Raw genomic sequence first — 18,481 nt, 5'->3', positions numbered from 1 at the left:
TATGAATTCCTTGATTTATGAAGAGCAAGAGAAGCTTGCAAGTTATTATAGAAAAGTACTTGGATCACCAGAGAGCCTGGTTGCCATGAGGGGGGTGCTTCAAAATATAAAAAATGAAATCCATCGCCTGGAAGACAACTGGCTTACGTTCGAGGAGCATAACGTAAATACAGATGAACTACCCACTAATAAAGAAGAGTTTGTCAGTTGGTATATCGCAAAAGAAAACAAGCTTAATATCGATATTCAACTGTTCATTGAGTATGTTAGGCAAGAAGCGACCGTTGAGCAGATGGCATACTACATCTGCATGGAAGAGCTCGTTGATGGTTCATTTGATGATTTAATGGCAATGGTCCAAATAGGGATGCCAGTAAAACAAAAAATGGTGGCTGGAGAAAACTACTGGGATGAAATGGGAAATGGCGATTTCACTGCCGTTCATACCTCAATGTTCAAGCAGTCATCAGCACATATGCGCAAGGTGCTGGACGGAGCTGGAATATCTGTAAAATACCCCACACTGGAATGCCTTATGAACGGCAATGTTCTGCTTATGTGGGCGATAAGAAGAGAATATAACGTGAGGTTGATTGGCGCAATGGGACTTGTAGAGGGATCTGCACCAGTCCGATTTCGTGCAACCACTGAAGCGCTCGAACGCTTAAAGTTGCCAACAGAGGTTATTGCTTATCACAAAACGCATATCAAAATCGATACACGGCATAGCTGTGCTTGGTTGGAGCGAGTCTTGCCGCACTATGCAGATTGCGGTCCAGATGTTTTGCGAGAGTTATCTCTGGGAGTTGCCATTCGATATAACGTTGCAATTAGATATTACGAGCATATGTATCAGATGATGAGGAGTATTCAATGAATGGGCGTCGATCTGCGATCGTCATAGTTGATCCTGTCAGCTCTGCTCGCCACTACGGTAGTGAGATTCGAAGCAAAGGTCTAATTGGTGTTGCACTCATAAGTGTTGCCAAACTATCGGAGGGGCTTCGCCGTCTGCAGGATCTGAGTGGGTTCGAAGTAGTGGTATATGCAGGAAGTTTTGAACTAGCTGTATGCCGCCTAGCAGAATACGAAATATGCGCGGTAATTCCGGGTTCTGACCTCGGATTGGGGCTTTCAGACATGTTGAATTATCATTATGGATTGGTGGGAAACCCAGTAATCAGCCTAAAATCGCGAATGTGCAAACTAGAGTTAAAGAAAACACTTGAATACAAGAACGTTCCTGCGACTCATTCGATTGAGGTTAGCCTGAAATCTATTGAGCGCAGTCAAGATCAGAACTTTAATTTTCCTCTCGTAGTTAAACCTAGCCAAGGAACCGGCAGCAAAAATGTGAAAGTATGTAAGAATCTCGCTGAGCTGAGCCTTGCCATATCTAACATAGAGGGCAATCATGATTTTCATGTAGATGGAGAAGTAGTTGCGCTAGCTGAAGAGTATATTGAGGGCATAGAGTATTTTGTTGTAACAGCCAATCTTGGAAAGAACGAAAATAAGATATTTTTATGTTTTGCGAAATACGAGAAGATTGAATGCTCGGGCAACCTAAGCATTTACAAGAATATCATGTCGCTACCGCTATCGGGAGACAATGCTCAACTTGCTTTTTCTTATGCTTGCGATGTAAATGAAGCGATTGAATTAGATTATGGAATCAACGATATAGAATTAAAAATAGGCCCGAAAGGTGTCTTGATTATCGAGCAGAATGGTCGTTTACCAGGTGCCGATGTACCGAGAATGATTGAGCTCTGTTCTGGCTTCAATTGCTACGACTTTAATCTCGATATCTACTTGGGCAAAAAATTTCAACATACTGCAACACCAAGATTTAATAAACACTTCTGCATATGCTGTCTGATTAGCACAGCACCGGGTGAGGTTAAGAGCATTTCAGGAGTGGAGCTTGTTAGCCAACTAAGCTCTTTCAATTCTATGAACCTATTTGTATCGACAGGGCAGCGTGTAGAGGTGACACGAGACTTCCTTTCTTCATGGGGCATGGTTTATCTAGTACACGAGAACCGAGAACTATTAGCGGAGCACGCCGAGTTAGTGCATCAGCTTCTTCGCTTGAACATGTAGCCTCAAGCGTTCATCCCTGCAAAAATTAAGGTGCTGCAATGAAAGAGTTTATTGCATTGGCGCTGATGATACTAATTGCCTGCGTCGCATGTAGAACAGTACTGGGCAAACTTGGTCAGCCTACGGTTTTAGGAGATGTATGCGCCGGCGTTGTATTAGGAGGGACGGTTCTTGGTTTCTATTATCCTTTCTTTTGGAGCGTCATCCCCGCTAACGCGCTAACGCTGTTAAAAATGCTTGGTGAATTTGGCTTAGTTTTTATACTGGTTGAGGCCGCGTGGGAAATAAGCTTAAAAAATAAACTTGAGATCAGCGAGACATACATCATGTTGTTCTCAGGCGCAGGAATAGCAGTGTCGTTTATTGCTGGAGGGGTTCTGGCATTTTACTCAAGATTTGATATTGGTCCTATTTCCAATTTAGCAGGATATATAGTCTTCTGCGGGATTGCTTTTTCGGTGACAGCCCTCCCCGTTCTTATGGCAATAGTGAAAGAATCGAATGGGCTTCAAGCCAGATGTGGACGACTAGCTGTTACAGCAGCTGTATACACGGATATATTTGCTTGGCTGGCATTAGCTTTTCTATTGATTGTGGTTCGGCATGATGAGGTAGGTAATCTTGCTAATGTGATGCTGCTTGCCGCGTACACTGCAACCATGCTGTTATTAATCAAGCCCTTCTTGCGCAAACTAAAAGCCAAGCCTACTAGCAAATCGAGTGGCGTAGGTTTATTTGTATTCTTTATTGTTTCGGCAGTGACGACAGATATCCTTGGCTTCCATTTTTCAATAGGCATAGTTTTGGCTGCTTGTGTAGCCGTTGAGATGGAGGGTGCAAAAAATGTTTGGGATAGATGGATAGGTGGTATTGGTCAACTTCTGATCTCCCTATTTTTTGTTAATGTTGGCCTTCAATTCTCACTTAACGGGCTTGCGGAATTGAAAGTTTGGTTGTGGGTGCTGATCTTCCTAAGTGGGGCAGTTATCAGCAAGGCTTTGAGCTCTTACTTTGCTGGCCGGATCATAGGCTTAGGCCAGCGCGCATCAATTGAGCTTGGTATTCTGATGAGTACAAAAGGTGCAGCTGAACTGATTGTTATCGCTGTAGGATATCAGGCAGGGCTACTGTCGGAAAATTCCTATAATGTTCTAATGCTCGTGACGTTCTTCTCCACAATATTGACAGCGCCTTTTATTTCCATCTCAAATAGATTCTTCGAACGAAAGTTGTCTTTTGATCGCCTCTAGACGAGTGGCTGTCGTCTCGTTCTTGAAACTACTGTAGGGAAGGAAAATAAGAATGGACGTAACGATGGGGCTGGTAGCAGCGGTATTTTGGGGTATTACTGACTATTTAGTAAGCGTAAACGCAAGGCGTTTTGGTGTGAGCAGGTCTGTCTTTCTAGGGCAGTTTCTAGGCTTAGTGCTCTTGAGTGCCTTCGTTTGGATGTCCCAAGAGGGTTTTGAATTTATTCGGATAGCTAGCTTAGCTGTAATGCTAATTAGTTTAGCCGCCTCATTATTAACGTTAACAGGAGCTATCGCGCTGACCAAAGCCTTTAAATACGGAAAAACCGCAATTGTTGCTCCTTTGATCACCTTGTATGGAGTTGTTACCGCATTACTTGCATGGATGAGCGGAGAGTTATTGTCAACACTTCAATTTCTGGGTCTTGCAGGATGTGTATTGGGCGTAATACTTGTCGGAGCAGGCCATAAATCCAAAAGCCGTCCGGTTTGCTTCGGCGAGAGCAAAGCCATTTCCTTTGCTCTTGTAGCTGCCATATTATATGGATTGAGTTTTTGGATTCAGGGAGAATATACGCTTCCGGCGATAGGGCCAGTTAACATGCTTTGGACAACTTATCTAGTGGGAGTTATTTTCCTTTTTCCATTCATGCTTAAGCAGCATGCGAAAAATTCTCTGGGTGTAAGATCATACATTTCCTTAGGTGGGGCCGGTCTTTTTAACTTAGGAGGATTCACAGCGTTTTCGTATGGAGCTATCCATGGATCTATCGCGATTGTCACCATTATCAGCACGCTATCTGGAGGTGTGGCTGCTGTTCTAGGTTTTATCTTCATAAAAGAGCGCTTATCTCTAATTCAACTGCTTGGAATCACATTAGTTTTGTGTGGCGCAGTAATGCTTCACATTGTTGCCTGATTCCTCAGGAGCTTCACGCCCTTGACTTGATGTATGTTTTTAATAAAAAATATGAGTGGTCGATAAATGGAACCTAAAGGCTACCTTCCAAAGAGTCATATTGATATATTACCGTGCATGGCTGCCTTCGCCGTAGTTGTTGAAACCGGCAGCTTTGTTGAGGCCTCAGTTAAATTAGGAGTAACTGCCTCAGCCATTAGCAAGCAAGTAACGAAGCTTGAGAGTGCACTTTCTTTGAGACTGCTTGAACGCAGCACTCGACACTTGAAAATCAATGCAGAAGGTGAGGAGATTTACGCACACTGCAAATCAGTGCTCGATTCATCTGCAAATATGTTCAAGGTAAAAGAACGGTTCTTGGAGTCTCCTCAAGGTTTGATAAGGCTGGCCGTACCGAAGTCCCTGTATGCTTTATGCAGCAAGCTGATGCCGAGATTTTTAGTTGCACACAGTGGTGTTAACGTTCACCTAATATGCGGTGAGAAGTTTGACTTCATTGCGGATGCTATAGATGTTGGCATTGTCATCACTGATAGACCACCACTGGGGATGGTGGCTAGAAAGCTCTTTGATGTAGATTTTGTAGTGTGTGCTACGGATGGTTACTTGAAGCTGCATGATGCGCCTAATCATCCGTCTGAGCTTATTGGACACAGCTGTATTCCTTTCATAGGAAACCCTGACAGGCAGTGCTGGAAATTTATATCGGGTAACGAAGAGTGTGATGTATCAGTCGCTGGTCGGTATTTGTCAGAGTGTCCCGAGGCAACGCTCACTGCTACGCTATCCGGACTAGGTATCTCTTGTATGCCAATTTGCATGGCGGCTGAAGCAATAGAGAGTAGAAGATTATGTCGTTTACTGCCAGGGTGGATCTTTAAAGGGGCATCTCAGGGAGCTGCCTGGGTTGTTTATCAACCTGGACGGTTTGTCCCCAAAAAAGTAAAAATTATAGTTGAGTTTCTTTTGGGTGAACTCATAGTGCTTAGTAACGAATGGCAGACCAAAATAGTAGCTGGGGCTGGCAGTAAAGAGGAGTATCGAAATGGCTGAAGCAAAGTATTTTTGTCGAAAATGCTGGTATTGCTACGACGAGACTTTTGAGCGTATTGGTCAAGAGGAATTCGCTTCTTCAGCTTTTGCTGACCTGCCAGAAGACTGGTTATGCCCAGATTGCGGAGCAAAAAAAACAGAGTTTTACGTTATAGAGGAAGAGTTTCGCTAGAGCAGGCCAGTAATGCACCTATCTATATTGCATGTTGATGATAGTCATCAAACTTAATTATGCAGGCTAAGGAAGTTGGGCATTTTTCAAAAAATTGCTATGCCCGCTTTCTCTCAGACTGACATCAGCTGTGCCCAACCATTGCTGCATGAGGTCATGCATTCTGTCGAGGCGAGGTGGCCCCTCGCGCAAACACTGTAAATGGCGGCTTGCTGAAGGGCTACGAAGCCAAGCAAGCTGATTGCCAAATCCCAGGCACAAAAAAAGAGGCCCTAAGGCCTCTTCTTTGTGATCCCAGCGACGCACTGAGGATCAAATTTGGAGCGGGAAACGAGACTCGAACTCGCGACCCCGACCTTGGCAAGGTCGTGCTCTACCAACTGAGCTATTCCCGCGTCGTGATGGGCGCCATTCTACCGATATCTAAAATGGCGTCAACCCCTTGATTCAAAAAAGTTTTATTTCTGCTCCGAACCTTCGCGCAGGTGCGGCCAGGCGGCTACCAGGTAATGCACCATCGACCACAGGGTCAGCGCTGCAGCCACCAGCAACAGGCCATAACCCAGCACCACCCAGAAGCTCACGATCGGTGGGTTGGCCAGCAGGATCACCAGCGCCAGCATCTGTGCGGCGGTCTTCCACTTGCCCAGGTTGGACACGGCCACATGCGCCCGGGCTCCCAGCTCAGCCATCCACTCGCGCAGGGCCGATACCACGATCTCGCGGCCAATGATCACCGCAGCCGGCAGGGTCAGCCAGAAGTTGGCGTGCACCTGCACCAGCAAGACCAGGGCCACGGCTACCATCAGCTTGTCGGCCACCGGGTCGAGGAAGGCGCCGAATGGCGTGCTCTGCTGCAGGCGGCGCGCCAGGTAGCCGTCCAACCAGTCGGTGGCGGCAGCGATGGCGAACACCGTGCTGGCGGCCATGTAGCTCCAGTGATAGGGCACATAGAACAGCAGGATGAAGATCGGGATGAGCAGGACGCGTAGAACGGTGAGCAGGTTTGGAATATTCATCGGTACGACTGGCTGCGGGTTGAGCCCGGCATTCTACTCGCTATGCAGGCTGGCATAAATTGATTCGGCAAGCTTTTTACTGATGCCGGGGGCTTTGGCGATTTCGTCGATGCTGGCGCGGTTGAGCTCCTGCAGGCCGCCGAAATGTTTCAGCAGGTCGCGGCGGCGCTTGGGCCCTACTCCGGCCACATCTTCCAGGCTCGACACGCGCCGGGCCTTGCCGCGGCGCGCGCGGTGGCCGGTGATGGCGAAGCGGTGAGCTTCGTCGCGAATCTGCTGGATCAGGTGCAGCGCCGGGTTGTCGCCCTTGAGGGTGAACTCGTGGGCCACGTCATTGAGGTACAGGGTTTCGAAGCCGGCCTTGCGGGTCACGCCCTTGGCCACGCCGAGCAGGGTCAGGTCGGTGAAGGCCAGCTCCTGCATCACTTCTCGGGCCATGTTGAGCTGGCCTTTGCCGCCGTCCACCAGCAAGACGTCGGGCAGCTTGCCCTCGCCGTCCCTGATACGCCCATAGCGCCGGGTGAGGGCCTGGTGCATGGCAGCGTAGTCGTCGCCCGGGGTGACACCTTCGATATTGAAGCGGCGGTAATCGGACTTCAATGGGCCTTCCGGGCCGAACACCACGCAACTGGCTACCGTGGCTTCGCCGCTGGAATGGCTGATGTCGTAGCATTCCAGGCGCTGCGGCACTTCATCCAGGCCGAGCACCTGGGCCAGCGCCTCAAAGCGGGCGGCCATGTGCTGACGGTTGGCCAGCCGTGCGTTGAGTGCCTGTTCGGCGTTGGTCACAGCCAACTGCTGCCAGCGGGCGCGGGTGCCACGCACCCGGTGGCTGATGGTCAGCTCGCGGCCGCGCAGGGTCTGCAGCGCCTCGGTGATGGCAGCAAAGTCCTCGTGCACCACGTTGACGATCAGTTCGCCCGGCAGTTCGCGCTCGGCGTTGCCCAGGTAATACTGGGACAGGAACGCGGCCATGACCTCGGCCACCTCCTCCTCGATGCCCACCTGCGGGAAGAAGTTCTTGCTACCGAGCACCCGCCCGCCACGCACGCTGATCAGGTGCACACAGGCACCACCCGGGTTGACGAAGGCGGCGACCACATCGACGTCGCCAGAACCACCCTCCATGTACTGCTGGTCCTGAACCCGGCGCAGCAGGGCGATCTGATCGCGCAGCTCGGCGGCCTTCTCGAAGTTCAGGGCCATGGCGGCCTGCTCCATCTCGGCGTTGAGCTCGTTGCCCAGCTGCTGACTGCGGCCTTCGAGGAACATCACCGAATGGCGCACGTCCTCGGCGTACTCTTGCGGCTCGACCAGCCCTACACAAGGCCCCTTGCAGCGCTTGATCTGGTACTGCAGGCACGGCCGGGTGCGGTTGGCGTAATAGCTGTCTTCGCACTGGCGCACCGAGAAGGCTTTTTGCAGCAGGCTCAGGCTCTCGCGAATGGCACCGGCGCTGGGGTACGGGCCGAAGTAGCGGCCCTTGGCCTTCTTCGCGCCGCGGTGAATACCCAGTCGTGGGAATTGGCCGTCAGAAAGGAAGACATAGGGGTAGGATTTATCGTCGCGCAACAAAATGTTGTACGGCGGTCGCCATTCCTTGATCAGGGTCTGCTCAAGCAGCAGCGCCTCGGTCTCGTTGGCGGTGATGGTGGTTTCAACCTGGGCGATGCGGCCCACCAGCGCAGCGGTTTTCGGCGCCAGGCCGGCCTTGCGGAAATAGCTGGCCAGGCGCTTCTTGAGGTTCTTGGCCTTACCCACGTAAAGCAGGCGAGCTTCGGCGTCGAACATCCGGTAAACGCCCGGGCGACCACTGCAGGTCGCCAGGAATGCGCTGGCATCAAAAGTTTGGGACATGAGGGTTTACAGGCTTGCGTCGACCATACCGTGGCGAACGGCCAGCAAGGTCAGTTCGACGTCGCTGGTGACCGAGAGTTTTTCGAAGATCCGATAACGGTAAGTATTGACGGTCTTGGGCGACAGACACAACTTGTCGGAGATGATCTGCACTTTCTGACAGCCGACGATCATCAAGGCGATCTGGATTTCCCGCTCCGACAACGCATCGAACGGCGAGCCTTGCGGCTGGAACGACTTGAGCGCCATCTGCTGGGCGATCTGCGGGCTGATGTAGCGTTGCCCGGCGAACGCCAGGCGAATGGCCTGGACCATCTCGTCCAGGCCTGCGCCCTTGGTCAGGTAGCCAGCAGCCCCGGCCTGCATCAGGCGGGTGGGGAACGGGTCTTCTTCGCACACGGTGACGGCCACCACTTTGGTGTCCGGGTGGCTGCGCAACAGCTTGCGGGTGGCTTCCAGGCCGCCGATCCCAGGCATCTTCACGTCCATCAGCACGACGTCCGGCTTGAGCTCTCGGGCCTGCTTCAGCGCCGACTCACCCGAATCCGCCTCACCCACCACCTGCAGGCCATCGATGTCGGCGAGCATGCGTGTAATACCGGTTCGCACCAGATCGTGATCGTCGACCACTAGGACCCTTATCAAGCAGACACCTCGTCAACAGGGCGATTGGATCCCGCCACCTTAACAAAATTTTTCAAAGCGGACCTAGCGTAAAACTTCTGTCACACCTGACTGGCGCTCATGATGCCGAGGCCACGTGCCATGGCCACTGCGCCCCTCGCCCACCAGGCGCCCGAGCAAATGCCACAACGCGGCCTGGTCTGCAGCCGACAGGCGCCGGAACGCACCCAGCAAACCGCTTTCATCCACACTCAGGCTCTGCAGTGGCGCGGGTGTGCGCACACCGCTGAGCACATAGAGGGCATCCACCCCCTTGGCCGCCAGCGCCGCCAGGTAGTCGACCCGTGGCGTGCGCTCGCCGCTTTCGTATTTACCCTGGGCATTGGGCTCGACACCACCGATATCCCCAAACACCCGCTGGGTCATGCCCAACCGCTCGCGCTCTTCCCTCAGTCGCGGACCGAGTCCGTTCATATGACGCTCTCCTTCTTCCTTTTTGCCGTCATTGGGGCCTGCTCACCATCCTGTGCGCAGATGCAGACTGTGCGGTCACTATGCCCCTGGTCGGCATCCGTCGCAAGCCAGTATTAGGCCACCAGTGAAACTGGAATAAGCCACACGAAGCGCTTGTTAATTATGAAAAATATCAACTTAGGCGATTGCAAAAAGTCCTGCGACGAGTGCTAAGCCACGCTGAACGCCATCGATCTGGCGCCATTTAGCCGACACAACGCGACAAAGCAGTTTTTTGACGCCCAACTAACAGCAACTTTAAATTATTGATTTTAAACAGTTTTTTAACTTTCACACGCACAATCAAAGTTATTTCAAAATAAGCAAAGATCTACGCTTGCAATAAAAATAAAAACGCATTTAGTCTGTAAAAAGACCACTAAGAAACAGCCTGTAACGCCACTTCTGAGCGCGGCTTACTTCTGCGCGTCTGCCATTCGAAACCTACGTGAACTGTGCAATCTCGGCCGGCTTCGCCGCGCCTGGGGAGAGGGATCTATGAACATCAGTATCTTTGGACTTGGCTATGTCGGCGCGGTCTGCGCGGGTTGCCTGTCGGCCCGCGGTCATCATGTGCTGGGGGTGGATATCTCCCCGGCGAAAATCGAGTTGATCAACCAGGGCAAGTCGCCCATCGTCGAGCCGGGGCTGGAGCAGCTGCTGCTCGATGGCGTGCGCCAGGGCCGCCTGCGCGGCACCACCGACGTGCAGGCCGCCATTCTCGCCACCGAGCTGTCGCTGCTGTGCGTCGGCACGCCGAGCAAGAAAAATGGCGACCTCGACCTGGTCTACATGGAAGCGGTGTGCCGTGAAATCGGCACCGCCCTGCGCGACAAGGGCAGCCGCCACACCGTGGTGGTACGCAGCACCGTGCTGCCCGGGACCGTGAAGAACGTGGTCATCCCGATTCTGGAAGAAACCTCCGGCAAACGTGCCGGCGTCGACTTCGGTGTGGCGGTGAACCCGGAATTCCTGCGCGAGAGCACCGCTATCCAGGACTACGACTTCCCGGCCATGACGGTGATCGGTGAGCTGGACAAGGCTTCGGGCGACCTGCTCGAGTCGCTGTACCAGGGCCTCGACGCACCGATCATCCGCAAACCGATCGAAGTCGCCGAGATGATCAAGTACACCTGCAACGTCTGGCATGCCACCAAGGTCAGCTTCGCCAACGAGATCGGCAACATCGCCAAAGCCTCGGGCGTGGACGGCCGCGACGTGATGGACGTGGTCTGCCAGGACTTCAAGCTCAACTTGTCGCGCTACTACCTGCGCCCGGGCTTCGCCTTCGGCGGTTCGTGCCTGCCCAAGGACGTGCGCGCCCTCACCTACCGCGCCAGCCAACTCGACGTCGAGCACCCGCTGCTGGCCTCGATCATGGCCAGCAACCGCAACCAGGTGCAGAACGCCTTCGACCTCATCGAGCGCCAGGACAAACGCAAGGTCGCGCTGCTGGGCCTGAGCTTCAAGGCCGGCACCGACGACCTGCGCGAAAGCCCCCTGGTGGAGCTGGCCGAACGCTTGATCGGCAAGGGCTACGCGCTGCGCATCTTCGATGCCAACGTCGAATACGCCCGCGTGTTCGGGGCCAACCGCGACTACATCGAATCGAAGATCCCCCATGTCTCGTCGCTGCTCGACAGCAACCTGCAACAGGTGATCGATGACGCCGATGTGATCGTCCTGGGCAACAACGACGAGCGCTTTGCCCAAGCACTGGGTGCCGGCAAAGGCAAACAGGTGATCGACCTGGTCGGTTTCATGCCGGGCGTGAGCGACGCCCGTACCCAGGGCATCTGCTGGTAAACGCCACCCCGCACTGCTGCACAACGCCCCACAGGCCCCGGCCTGTGCGGGTGCTGTGCGGGCGGCGGCAAACAGGAGTGAAGGCTACATGGATCGACAGCAACCGCCCTTCGTGGCACCAGGCTACTTGCGCGCAGGCGCCAGCTTCTTCGCCTGGGCGTGCCTGGCCGGCCTGATCGCACTGGCATCGGAGATGGTCGCGCCGCAGTATCTGGACCCGAACCACCACCTGTTCATCTTCATCATCGGCACCCTGGGCATGTGGCGGTATGGCAATGCCATCATCCACTACGTGCGCGGCATGTACTTCCTGCACTGGCAGTTCCCACGCCTGCGCCGGCGGGTCGAGCGCATGGGCGATGCGGCCTTGCCGTCGCACCTGTTCATGGTAGTGACCAGCTTTCGCATCCCCACCCACACCACCTTCAAGGTGTACCAGTCGGTGTTCCAGGAGGTGCAGCGGCTGAAGGTACCGTGCACGGTGATCGCCTCGATCGTGGAAAAAGGCGACGAGACCTTCATCAAGGACATCATGCGCAACGAGGTCCAGGGCCGCGACGACATCAAGCTGGTGATCGTCCGCGCCCGTGGCACCGGCAAGCGCGATGGCCTGGCCCATGCCTTCCGTGCGCTGTCGCGGCAGATGCCGCTGGATGACGCGGTGGTCGGCGTGGTCGATGGCGACACCATGATGCTGCCGGGCTGCGTCGAGCGTGCGGTCAAACTGTTCGCCGTGCTGCCGGCTGTCGGTGGCCTCACCACCAACGAGTTCTGCGAAGTCGAGGGCAGCCGCTGGATGCGCCAGTGGCACTCGATGCGCTTCGTCCAGCGGCACATCAACATGTGCTCGATGGCGCTGTCGCACCGGGTGCTGACCCTGACCGGGCGGCTGTCGTTCTTTCGTGCCTCGGTGATGATCGACCCGGCGTTCATCCGTGACGTCGAGGCCGACTTCCTCGAGCACTGGCGCCTGGGCCGTTTCCAGTTCCTCACCGGCGACGACAAGTCGAGCTGGCTGAGCCTGATGCGCGCCGGCTGGGACACCTTCTACGTGCCCGACAGCCACACCCTGACCGTCGAGCACCCGCCCAGCGACAGCTTCTGGGTGGCCACGCGCCAGCTGATGTTCCGCTGGTACGGCAACTCGCTGCGCCAGAACTTCCGCGCCACCGCCCTGCTCGGCCGCGCGCGGCTGGGGCTGTTCACCCTGTATGTGCTGCTCGACCAACGGGTGTCGATGTGGACCTGCCTGATGGGCCTGACCGCCTCGGTGGTGGCCGGCCTGGTGTTCGGCATCCAGTACCTGCTGGTGTACCTGTTCTGGGTACTCATCTCGCGCAGCCTGGTGACCGTGCTGTTCGTCTTCGCCGGCCACCCGGTCAGCCCGATGTACCCCTTCGTTCTCTATTACAACCAGATCGTCGGTTCGCTGATGAAGGTCTACGCGATGTTCCACATGGACCAGCAAAGCTGGACGCGGCAGAAGACCACCCTGGCCACCGGTAGCGTCGACTTCGACGCCACCCTCAACCGCTGGTCCTCGAAGGCGATGCTGTGCTCCTCGATCGCCATCTTCTTCGGGGTCATCACCGTTCTCTTGGAACTCACGCAACGTTAAGGAAAGGCGCCTGCACATGAGTAGCACGAACATTCCCGTGGCCCCGGGCAAGACTGCGGCCAACATCGTCCACGAGGCCATCGACGAGCGCCAGTACGTGCGCACCCGGATGAACGCCCGCGTGCGCCTGAGCAGCGCCGGGCAGGCGCCGTTCGAAACGGCCTTGCAGGACATCTCGCTCGGTGGCCTGGGCCTGCGCCACGAGGCGCCGCTGACCGTTGGCGCGCTGTACGACGCCTCGATCCGCCTGCGCCTGAATCAGGTCGACCTGAGCATCGACAGCAAGGTGCGCATCGTCTCCCAGCGCGGCAGCGAAGTGGGTGCGCAGTTCGTCGAACTGGATGCGCAGAAACGCGACATCCTGCGCTACCTGATCAGCGCCTACATGTCGGGCGAAATCGCCGACATCAACGGCCTGTTCAACGTCATGCAGCGCGAGAACTACATCAAGGAACGCAAGCAGAAGTACGCCAGCGCACGCACCCCGGGGGCGCGGCTCAAGGCGCTGACCGGCACCCTGCTGTACACCGCCGCCGGTGTCGCGGCCCTGGCCTTCGTCGGCTACAAAGGCTACCTGCTGTTCTTCCGCATTCCCGCGGTGCAGGCGCAGGTGGCGGCCAATGCCCAGGTCATCAGCATGCCCGACAACGGCTACGTGAAGTACCTGCTGCCCGCCGATGCCAGCGAAGTGAAGGCCGGCCAGCCGTTGGCGAACATCTCCACGCAACTGGCCACCAGCTTCACCAGCCCGGCCGACATGAAAGCCGTGGCCGACCTTGCGCCCGGTGACCTGCAAGCCCTGCTCGGCCGCGCCACCATCGAAACGGTGATCAACAGCCCCTGCGACTGCCAGGTCTACTACCCGGCTCAGCGGCTGGACGGCTACGGCTACAAGCAAGCGCCGCTGATGCACCTGCTGCCCAAGGACCAGGGCCTGTTCGTACGCGCCAATGTGCCATTCGACAAGCTCGCCGATGTCGGCCGGGTGAAATCGGTGGACATGCAGGTGTTCGGCCTCGATGGGCACTTCAGCGGCAAGGTGGTCGATGCCCGTGTCGATGAAACCAACCGCAACCTGGCACTGACCATCCAGCCGGACACCCCGCTGCCGGCCGACGCCTACCAGCAAGCAGTGGCGGTCGACCTGTACCTGGGCCTGCCATTCGGCGCTGCGCGCTGACTGGCCGAGGACTGACCCATGAGCGTGAACATGCCCTCCCGCCTGCTGCTGGCAAGCATCGCCCTGGCCTGCGCCAGCGCGGCCACTGCCGGGCAGAGCCTGGAACAGATCCGCTACGCGCTGTACAAAGACCCTTCCGCCGAGGTCACCCGCGACCTGCGCGAGCTGGCGGCCCGTGGCGACCTGGCCAGCACCCTGCTGCTGGGCGATGTGCTGGCCGGGCGCGACGACGCCAGCCGCACGGAGGTGGTGGCGCTGTATCGCAAGGCCTTTGCCGACGGCCACGGCCTGGTACCGGCGCTGGCCTCGCTGGCGCGCCTGATCGACCGCACGCCCAGCCTGCGTGAAGCGCAGCGGCCTTGGGTGGCGCAGGCGCTGACGCGCTACCCGGCCAACCTCGACCCACGCAATACCAGCACCACCCTCGAGGTATTCCTGGCCTATCCAGAGCTGGTCGAGGTCACTCAGGCTGCACAACTGCTGGAGTTGTACCAGCGCGCCTGCCTGCTCGGCTGCCGCCCCGAGCTGTACCACGCGGTGCTGGCCGAGCGCCAGGGCGACCGCGCCGGCGCCGAGCACTGGTACCGCCAGGCCGTGCAAGTGGATGTACGCGCCATCGACCGCTACTACGCCTTCCTCGGCGAGCGCCAGGATGCGCTGTTCCCAGCCTTCGCCGACCAGCTCGAAGCGCAGCGCGAGCAGTTGCCGGTGGAGATCGTCCATCGCATCGCGGCCTTGCTCGACAGCATCACCAGTGTGCAGCGCGCCGAGCTGGACGCCGACCGCTACGAGCGCCAGGCGGCCACCAGCACGCTCGAAAAGCTGCCGCCCAGCCCCGAGCAACTGGCCCGCGACAAGGCCCAGGACGATGCCCTGAACCTGGCCAGCGCACGGGTGCAACGCTGGCGCGACGTGGCCGTGGCCCGCGGCTTCGTGCCGGCCATGGTGTCCAAGGCCAACTACATGATCTCCAACCCCACCGAGCACAACGCCGAGGAAACCCAGGCGCTGATCGACCAGGTGCGCGAGCGCGAGCCGACCCGGGCCAAGGCCCTGCAGGCGCAGTTCTACATGGTCAACAACTGGCTGACCCTGAACCCGGACAAGGCCCGCAGCTTGATCGAGGAACTGCGTGCCAGCGGCTACCCCGGTGCCGGCCTGCTGCAGGCCGAGTACTACAGCAAGGGCGTCGAAGACCAGCCCGACCAGGAAAAGGCCCTGGCCCTGTTTCAGGCCGAAGCCGACAAGGGCAACACCGCCGCCTGGTACCGCATGGCCACGTTGCACGCCTATGGCCGAGCTCTGTGCCATGACCCGGTCAAGGCCTACGCCTACGCCCGCGTTGCCCTGGACCTGGGCGAACGCAGTGCACGCAGCCTGCTCAAGCGGCTGGAAAAGACCTTGCCAAAGGATGACATCGAGCGCGCCCTCGCTGCTCGCAACGGACTGTTCAAGGAGGCCACCCTGTGAAAGCGCATCACCCCCTGTTCGGCGCCCTGCTGGCCCTGGCCCCCTTGCCAGCGGCCCTGGCGGCGGAAGAAATCACCGGCCCCGAAGCCGACAGCAACGCGCCAGTGCGCGTCGCCGCGGCCGATGGCAGCGAGCCGGTCATCACTTCGGAGTTCTTCAACAAGCTCACGGTGCAGACCGGCTACGGCCCCGAGGACTCCCAGGTCGGCAGCGACCGCGAATCGTTCTACAGCCTGCGCTATGAGCCATCGTTCGCCTGGTACTCGCCGGAAAAGCGCTGGGCCAAATGGATGGTCTACGGCCGCCTGTGGCTGAACTACGACTCCAGCCAGTCGAGCAACCTGACCAACGAAGCCAGCAACGCCAATGAACGCGAACAGCCAGAAGGCTGGTACGCCGAACTGCGCGAGCTGTACGTCAAGCGCAACCTGATCGGCGACGACCCGCGCTTCTCGGCATCCCTGGGCCGCCAGCGCTTTTACGACGACTACGGCATCTGGTGGGACGACAGCCTGGAATCGGTGCGTTTCAACTACCAGGACACCTTCTCCGAGGCGTTCTTCGCCGTCGGCCAGAAATTCCACAACTACAACACCGACGTCAATCGCCTGGCCGACAGCGAGGAGCGCACCACCTACCTGATGGGCCAGTACGCCTACCGCTGGAGCCCGAACAACCAGGTCGGCGTGCGCCTGATGCACGAGAACGACCACAGCGGCCACGACGCCGACGACCGCTACGACTTCAAGGGCATGCGCTACGGGCTGTTCTTCAAGGGCGACAACCTGGCCTACCCGGTACTCAGCGATTACCACCTGGAACTGGCGGCGCTGGACGGCAAGATGGACAACACCGACGGCAACGGCCAGACCACCACCGGCCACAGCAGCAAAGGCTGGGCAGCCCTGGGCGAAGTCGGCAAGCGTTTCGACAGCCTGCCGTGGACGCCACGCCTGGCCCTGCGCGGCGGCCTGACCGACAAGCCCGGCGACGAGAACGATGGCTTTCGGCTGAACGCCATCCAGTCCGACCGCATCACCCGCAGCGGCTCCTACAGCACCCGCCTGACCAGCGCGTTCGTCGCCCTCGACCTGCGCAACCTGAGCTACTACGGCCTGGCCGTGGAAACCCGCCCCACCCCGCGCAGCGCGCTGGACCTGCGGGTCACCCAACTGAACCTGCGCGACGCCGACGGCACCCTGCCGATCCGCATGAACGGCGACCAGCGCGCCGAACGCAACCGCGCCATCGCCCAGGGCAGCAACGGCAATGGCCGCAACGTCGGGCAGATGCTCGACCTCAACTACTACTGGAAGATGTTTCCGGTGGCCATCGACGGCAAGCACCTGGACGTCAACGCGCTGGTCAGCGCCAGTTACCTCAATGCCGGCAGCGCATTGGCAACCGGCGACGACTACCAGCTGAGCGTTGGCGTGGTGATCAGTTACTAAGGACGGGCCCCGCCATGATCTTCGCCTCCAACGTGTTCCTGTTCCTCTACCTGCCGCTGTTCCTGGCCGTGTACTTCCTGGCCAGGCCGCAGTGGCGCTCGACGGTGATCGTCGCCGCCAGCTACATCTTCTACGCCTGGTGGCGGCCGGACTTCCTGCTGCTGTTCGTCGGCATCACCTACTGGAACTACGCCTTCGGCCTGCGCATAAAAGCCCGCCTGGATGCCGGCGACAAGCGCTGGGCCTTGCGCCTGCTGTGGATCGGCGTGGCCGGCAACCTGTCGACCCTGGGCTACTTCAAGTACGCCAACTTCGGCGCCGAAGTGCTGGCCCTGCTGCTGGCGCCGCTGGGCATCAACACCTGGACGCTGGAGAACATCTTCCTGCCGCTGGGCATTTCGTTCTACGTGTTCCATGCCCTGAGCTACATCGTCGACATCTACCGCAAGGACGCCACGCCCACTCGCAGCTTCATCGACTTCGCCGCCTTCGTGGCGTTGTTCCCGCACCTGGTGGCCGGGCCGATCCTGCGCTACAGCCAGCTGGCCCCGCAGCTGCGTGAACGCAACCATTCCCTGGAGCTGTTCTCGCTGGGCGTATGCCGCTTCATGCTCGGCTTCATCATGAAGGTGCTGATTGCCGACCGCCTGGCGCCGATCAACGTGCTGTTCGTCAGCGAGGGCGCGTTGCAGTTCAGCGACGCCTGGTTCGGCCTGGTGATTTCCACCCTGCAGCTGTATTTCGACTTCGCCGGCTACAGCCACATGGCCCTGGGCCTTGCATTGATGATGGGCTTCCGCTTCCCGGAAAACTTCAACCAGCCGTATGTGTCCCAGAGCATCACCGAGTTCTGGGCGCGCTGGCACATGACGCTGGCGCATTTTCTGCGTGACTACGTGTACATGCCGCTGGTGCGCAAGCGCGTGGCCGGGGCGCTGCCGGCGCTGGTCTGGACCATGCTGCTGTCGGGCCTTTGGCACGGGGCAAGCTTCGCCTTCATCTGCTGGGGGCTGTTCTTCGGTATCGGCATGGTCATCGAGCGCAAGTTCGGCCTGGCGACCAAGGTCACCACGCCCTACCACTTGGGCCGCAACCTGCGCACCGCCGTGCTGATCGTGCTGAGCATGCCGCTGTTCTTCACCATGGACCTGCGCCACAGCCTCGACATCTACCAAGCACTGTTCGGCTTCAACGGCTTCGGCTCGCTGCAGCTGTACGTGCTCGGCGCCTCGAAGATGGCCATGGCCTTCGCCCTGGTGGCACTGGCCTGGCTGGTGCTGGCCGGGATCAACAACGTGCGCTTCTACGCGGGCAACAAGCAAGGCTATTTCATGCGCCATGTCGGCGCGCTGAACAGCGTGCTGCTGTGGGGTGGCTTTTTGTTGGCGCTGAGCAGCCTGGCGGCCAATTCCTTCTCGCCCTTCCTGTATTTCCAGTTCTAGG

The 18,481-nt window shown here is 57.6% G+C and carries 16 protein-coding genes and 1 tRNA gene; 12 read left to right on the top strand and 5 right to left on the bottom strand.

Features of this window, described 5'->3' with window-relative positions; translation table 11 throughout:
* Position 1: 1 nt before the first annotated feature.
* The 6 genes from KU43P_RS09620 to KU43P_RS09595 all read left to right on the top strand — a co-directional run bounded on the left by KU43P_RS09620 (position 2) and on the right by KU43P_RS09595 (position 5,500).
* A complete protein-coding gene (locus KU43P_RS09620) occupies positions 2-877 on the top strand; it encodes an iron-containing redox enzyme family protein (RefSeq protein WP_317662588.1) in 876 nt (291 codons plus the stop codon).
* Positions 874-2,106, top strand: a complete 1,233-nt coding sequence (locus tag KU43P_RS09615; protein WP_317662586.1) for an ATP-grasp domain-containing protein — start codon at positions 874-876, stop codon at positions 2,104-2,106. The genes KU43P_RS09620 and KU43P_RS09615 overlap by 4 nt, the downstream gene beginning before the upstream one ends.
* Before the next feature lie 38 nt (positions 2,107-2,144).
* A complete protein-coding gene (locus tag KU43P_RS09610) occupies positions 2,145-3,356 on the top strand; it encodes a cation:proton antiporter (protein WP_317662585.1) in 1,212 nt (403 codons plus the stop codon).
* A gap of 52 nt (positions 3,357-3,408) precedes the next feature.
* A complete protein-coding gene (locus tag KU43P_RS09605; RefSeq protein ID WP_317662584.1) occupies positions 3,409-4,275 on the top strand; it encodes a DMT family transporter in 867 nt (288 codons plus the stop codon).
* Positions 4,276-4,341: 66 nt separating this feature from the next.
* Positions 4,342-5,328 carry a LysR family transcriptional regulator gene (locus KU43P_RS09600; protein ID WP_317662583.1) on the top strand — a complete coding sequence of 329 codons (987 nt, stop codon included), beginning with the start codon at positions 4,342-4,344 and terminating at the stop codon, positions 5,326-5,328.
* The gene (locus KU43P_RS09595; protein WP_317662582.1) at positions 5,321-5,500 is read left to right on the top strand and encodes a rubredoxin; all 180 of its coding nucleotides are present in this window, start codon (positions 5,321-5,323) and stop codon (positions 5,498-5,500) included. The genes KU43P_RS09600 and KU43P_RS09595 overlap by 8 nt, the downstream gene beginning before the upstream one ends.
* Positions 5,501-5,819: 319 nt before the next feature.
* Here the strand turns inward: KU43P_RS09595 and KU43P_RS09590 are convergent.
* The 5 genes from KU43P_RS09590 to KU43P_RS09570 form a co-directional block, all read right to left on the bottom strand.
* Positions 5,820-5,895 (bottom strand) — tRNA-Gly (locus KU43P_RS09590).
* A 63-nt stretch (positions 5,896-5,958) separates the two neighbouring features.
* Positions 5,959-6,519, bottom strand: coding sequence for a CDP-diacylglycerol--glycerol-3-phosphate 3-phosphatidyltransferase (gene pgsA, locus KU43P_RS09585; protein WP_317662581.1), 561 nt, complete (start codon positions 6,517-6,519; stop codon positions 5,959-5,961).
* A gap of 33 nt (positions 6,520-6,552) precedes the next feature.
* A complete protein-coding gene (gene uvrC / locus KU43P_RS09580; protein WP_317662580.1) occupies positions 6,553-8,376 on the bottom strand; it encodes an excinuclease ABC subunit UvrC in 1,824 nt (607 codons plus the stop codon).
* A gap of 6 nt (positions 8,377-8,382) precedes the next feature.
* Positions 8,383-9,021: a UvrY/SirA/GacA family response regulator transcription factor gene (gene uvrY / locus KU43P_RS09575; RefSeq protein WP_317662579.1), complete on the bottom strand. Its 639-nt coding sequence runs from the start codon at positions 9,019-9,021 to the stop codon at positions 8,383-8,385.
* Between the two features lie 63 nt (positions 9,022-9,084).
* Positions 9,085-9,474 (bottom strand): helix-turn-helix domain-containing protein, encoded by a 390-nt coding sequence (locus KU43P_RS09570; RefSeq protein WP_317662578.1) that lies wholly within the window; start codon positions 9,472-9,474, stop codon positions 9,085-9,087.
* Positions 9,475-10,011: 537 nt separating this feature from the next.
* Here KU43P_RS09570 and KU43P_RS09565 point away from each other — a divergent pair.
* The 6 genes from KU43P_RS09565 to KU43P_RS09540 all read left to right on the top strand — a co-directional run bounded on the left by KU43P_RS09565 (position 10,012) and on the right by KU43P_RS09540 (position 18,480).
* The gene (locus KU43P_RS09565; RefSeq protein WP_317662577.1) at positions 10,012-11,319 is read left to right on the top strand and encodes a nucleotide sugar dehydrogenase; all 1,308 of its coding nucleotides are present in this window, start codon (positions 10,012-10,014) and stop codon (positions 11,317-11,319) included.
* An 88-nt stretch (positions 11,320-11,407) separates the two neighbouring features.
* Positions 11,408-12,937: a glycosyltransferase gene (locus KU43P_RS09560; RefSeq protein ID WP_317662576.1), complete on the top strand. Its 1,530-nt coding sequence runs from the start codon at positions 11,408-11,410 to the stop codon at positions 12,935-12,937.
* 16 nt (positions 12,938-12,953) lie between these two features.
* Entirely contained in the window at positions 12,954-14,117 is a 1,164-nt protein-coding gene (locus KU43P_RS09555; RefSeq protein ID WP_317662574.1) for a PilZ domain-containing protein, read from the top strand.
* An 18-nt stretch (positions 14,118-14,135) separates the two neighbouring features.
* Positions 14,136-15,587, top strand: a complete 1,452-nt coding sequence (locus tag KU43P_RS09550) for a sel1 repeat family protein (RefSeq protein WP_317662572.1) — start codon at positions 14,136-14,138, stop codon at positions 15,585-15,587.
* Positions 15,584-17,038: an alginate export family protein gene (locus KU43P_RS09545; protein ID WP_317662570.1), complete on the top strand. Its 1,455-nt coding sequence runs from the start codon at positions 15,584-15,586 to the stop codon at positions 17,036-17,038. The genes KU43P_RS09550 and KU43P_RS09545 overlap by 4 nt, the downstream gene beginning before the upstream one ends.
* A gap of 14 nt (positions 17,039-17,052) precedes the next feature.
* Positions 17,053-18,480, top strand: a complete 1,428-nt coding sequence (locus KU43P_RS09540) for an MBOAT family O-acyltransferase (protein WP_317662568.1) — start codon at positions 17,053-17,055, stop codon at positions 18,478-18,480.
* The last annotated feature ends 1 nt before the right edge of the window (position 18,481 follow it).

Origin of the sequence: Pseudomonas sp. KU43P, from assembly GCF_033095865.1 — a bacterium.
In the GTDB taxonomy this organism is placed as follows: Bacteria; Pseudomonadota; Gammaproteobacteria; order Pseudomonadales; family Pseudomonadaceae; genus Aquipseudomonas.
The sequence above is the reverse complement of the archived record's forward strand: the minus strand, read 5'-3'. Positions and strand labels throughout refer to the sequence as shown.

What these genes read in the sequence shown, in the direction of transcription:
- KU43P_RS09550 (WP_317662572.1), top strand. Translation starts at nt 14,136, where the DNA reads ATGAGCGTGAACATGCCCTCCCGCCTGCTGCTGGCAAGCATCGCCCTG.
- KU43P_RS09605 (WP_317662584.1), top strand. Translation starts at nt 3,409, where the DNA reads ATGGACGTAACGATGGGGCTGGTAGCAGCGGTATTTTGGGGTATTACT.
- KU43P_RS09620 (WP_317662588.1), top strand. Translation starts at nt 2, where the DNA reads ATGAATTCCTTGATTTATGAAGAGCAAGAGAAGCTTGCAAGTTATTAT.
- pgsA (WP_317662581.1), bottom strand. Translation starts at nt 6,519, where the DNA reads ATGAATATTCCAAACCTGCTCACCGTTCTACGCGTCCTGCTCATCCCG.
- KU43P_RS09610 (WP_317662585.1), top strand. Translation starts at nt 2,145, where the DNA reads ATGAAAGAGTTTATTGCATTGGCGCTGATGATACTAATTGCCTGCGTC.
- KU43P_RS09555 (WP_317662574.1), top strand. Translation starts at nt 12,954, where the DNA reads ATGAGTAGCACGAACATTCCCGTGGCCCCGGGCAAGACTGCGGCCAAC.
- KU43P_RS09540 (WP_317662568.1), top strand. Translation starts at nt 17,053, where the DNA reads ATGATCTTCGCCTCCAACGTGTTCCTGTTCCTCTACCTGCCGCTGTTC.
- KU43P_RS09560 (WP_317662576.1), top strand. Translation starts at nt 11,408, where the DNA reads ATGGATCGACAGCAACCGCCCTTCGTGGCACCAGGCTACTTGCGCGCA.
- uvrC (WP_317662580.1), bottom strand. Translation starts at nt 8,376, where the DNA reads ATGTCCCAAACTTTTGATGCCAGCGCATTCCTGGCGACCTGCAGTGGT.
- KU43P_RS09600 (WP_317662583.1), top strand. Translation starts at nt 4,342, where the DNA reads ATGGAACCTAAAGGCTACCTTCCAAAGAGTCATATTGATATATTACCG.
- KU43P_RS09565 (WP_317662577.1), top strand. Translation starts at nt 10,012, where the DNA reads ATGAACATCAGTATCTTTGGACTTGGCTATGTCGGCGCGGTCTGCGCG.
- KU43P_RS09615 (WP_317662586.1), top strand. Translation starts at nt 874, where the DNA reads ATGAATGGGCGTCGATCTGCGATCGTCATAGTTGATCCTGTCAGCTCT.
- KU43P_RS09570 (WP_317662578.1), bottom strand. Translation starts at nt 9,474, where the DNA reads ATGAACGGACTCGGTCCGCGACTGAGGGAAGAGCGCGAGCGGTTGGGC.
- KU43P_RS09595 (WP_317662582.1), top strand. Translation starts at nt 5,321, where the DNA reads ATGGCTGAAGCAAAGTATTTTTGTCGAAAATGCTGGTATTGCTACGAC.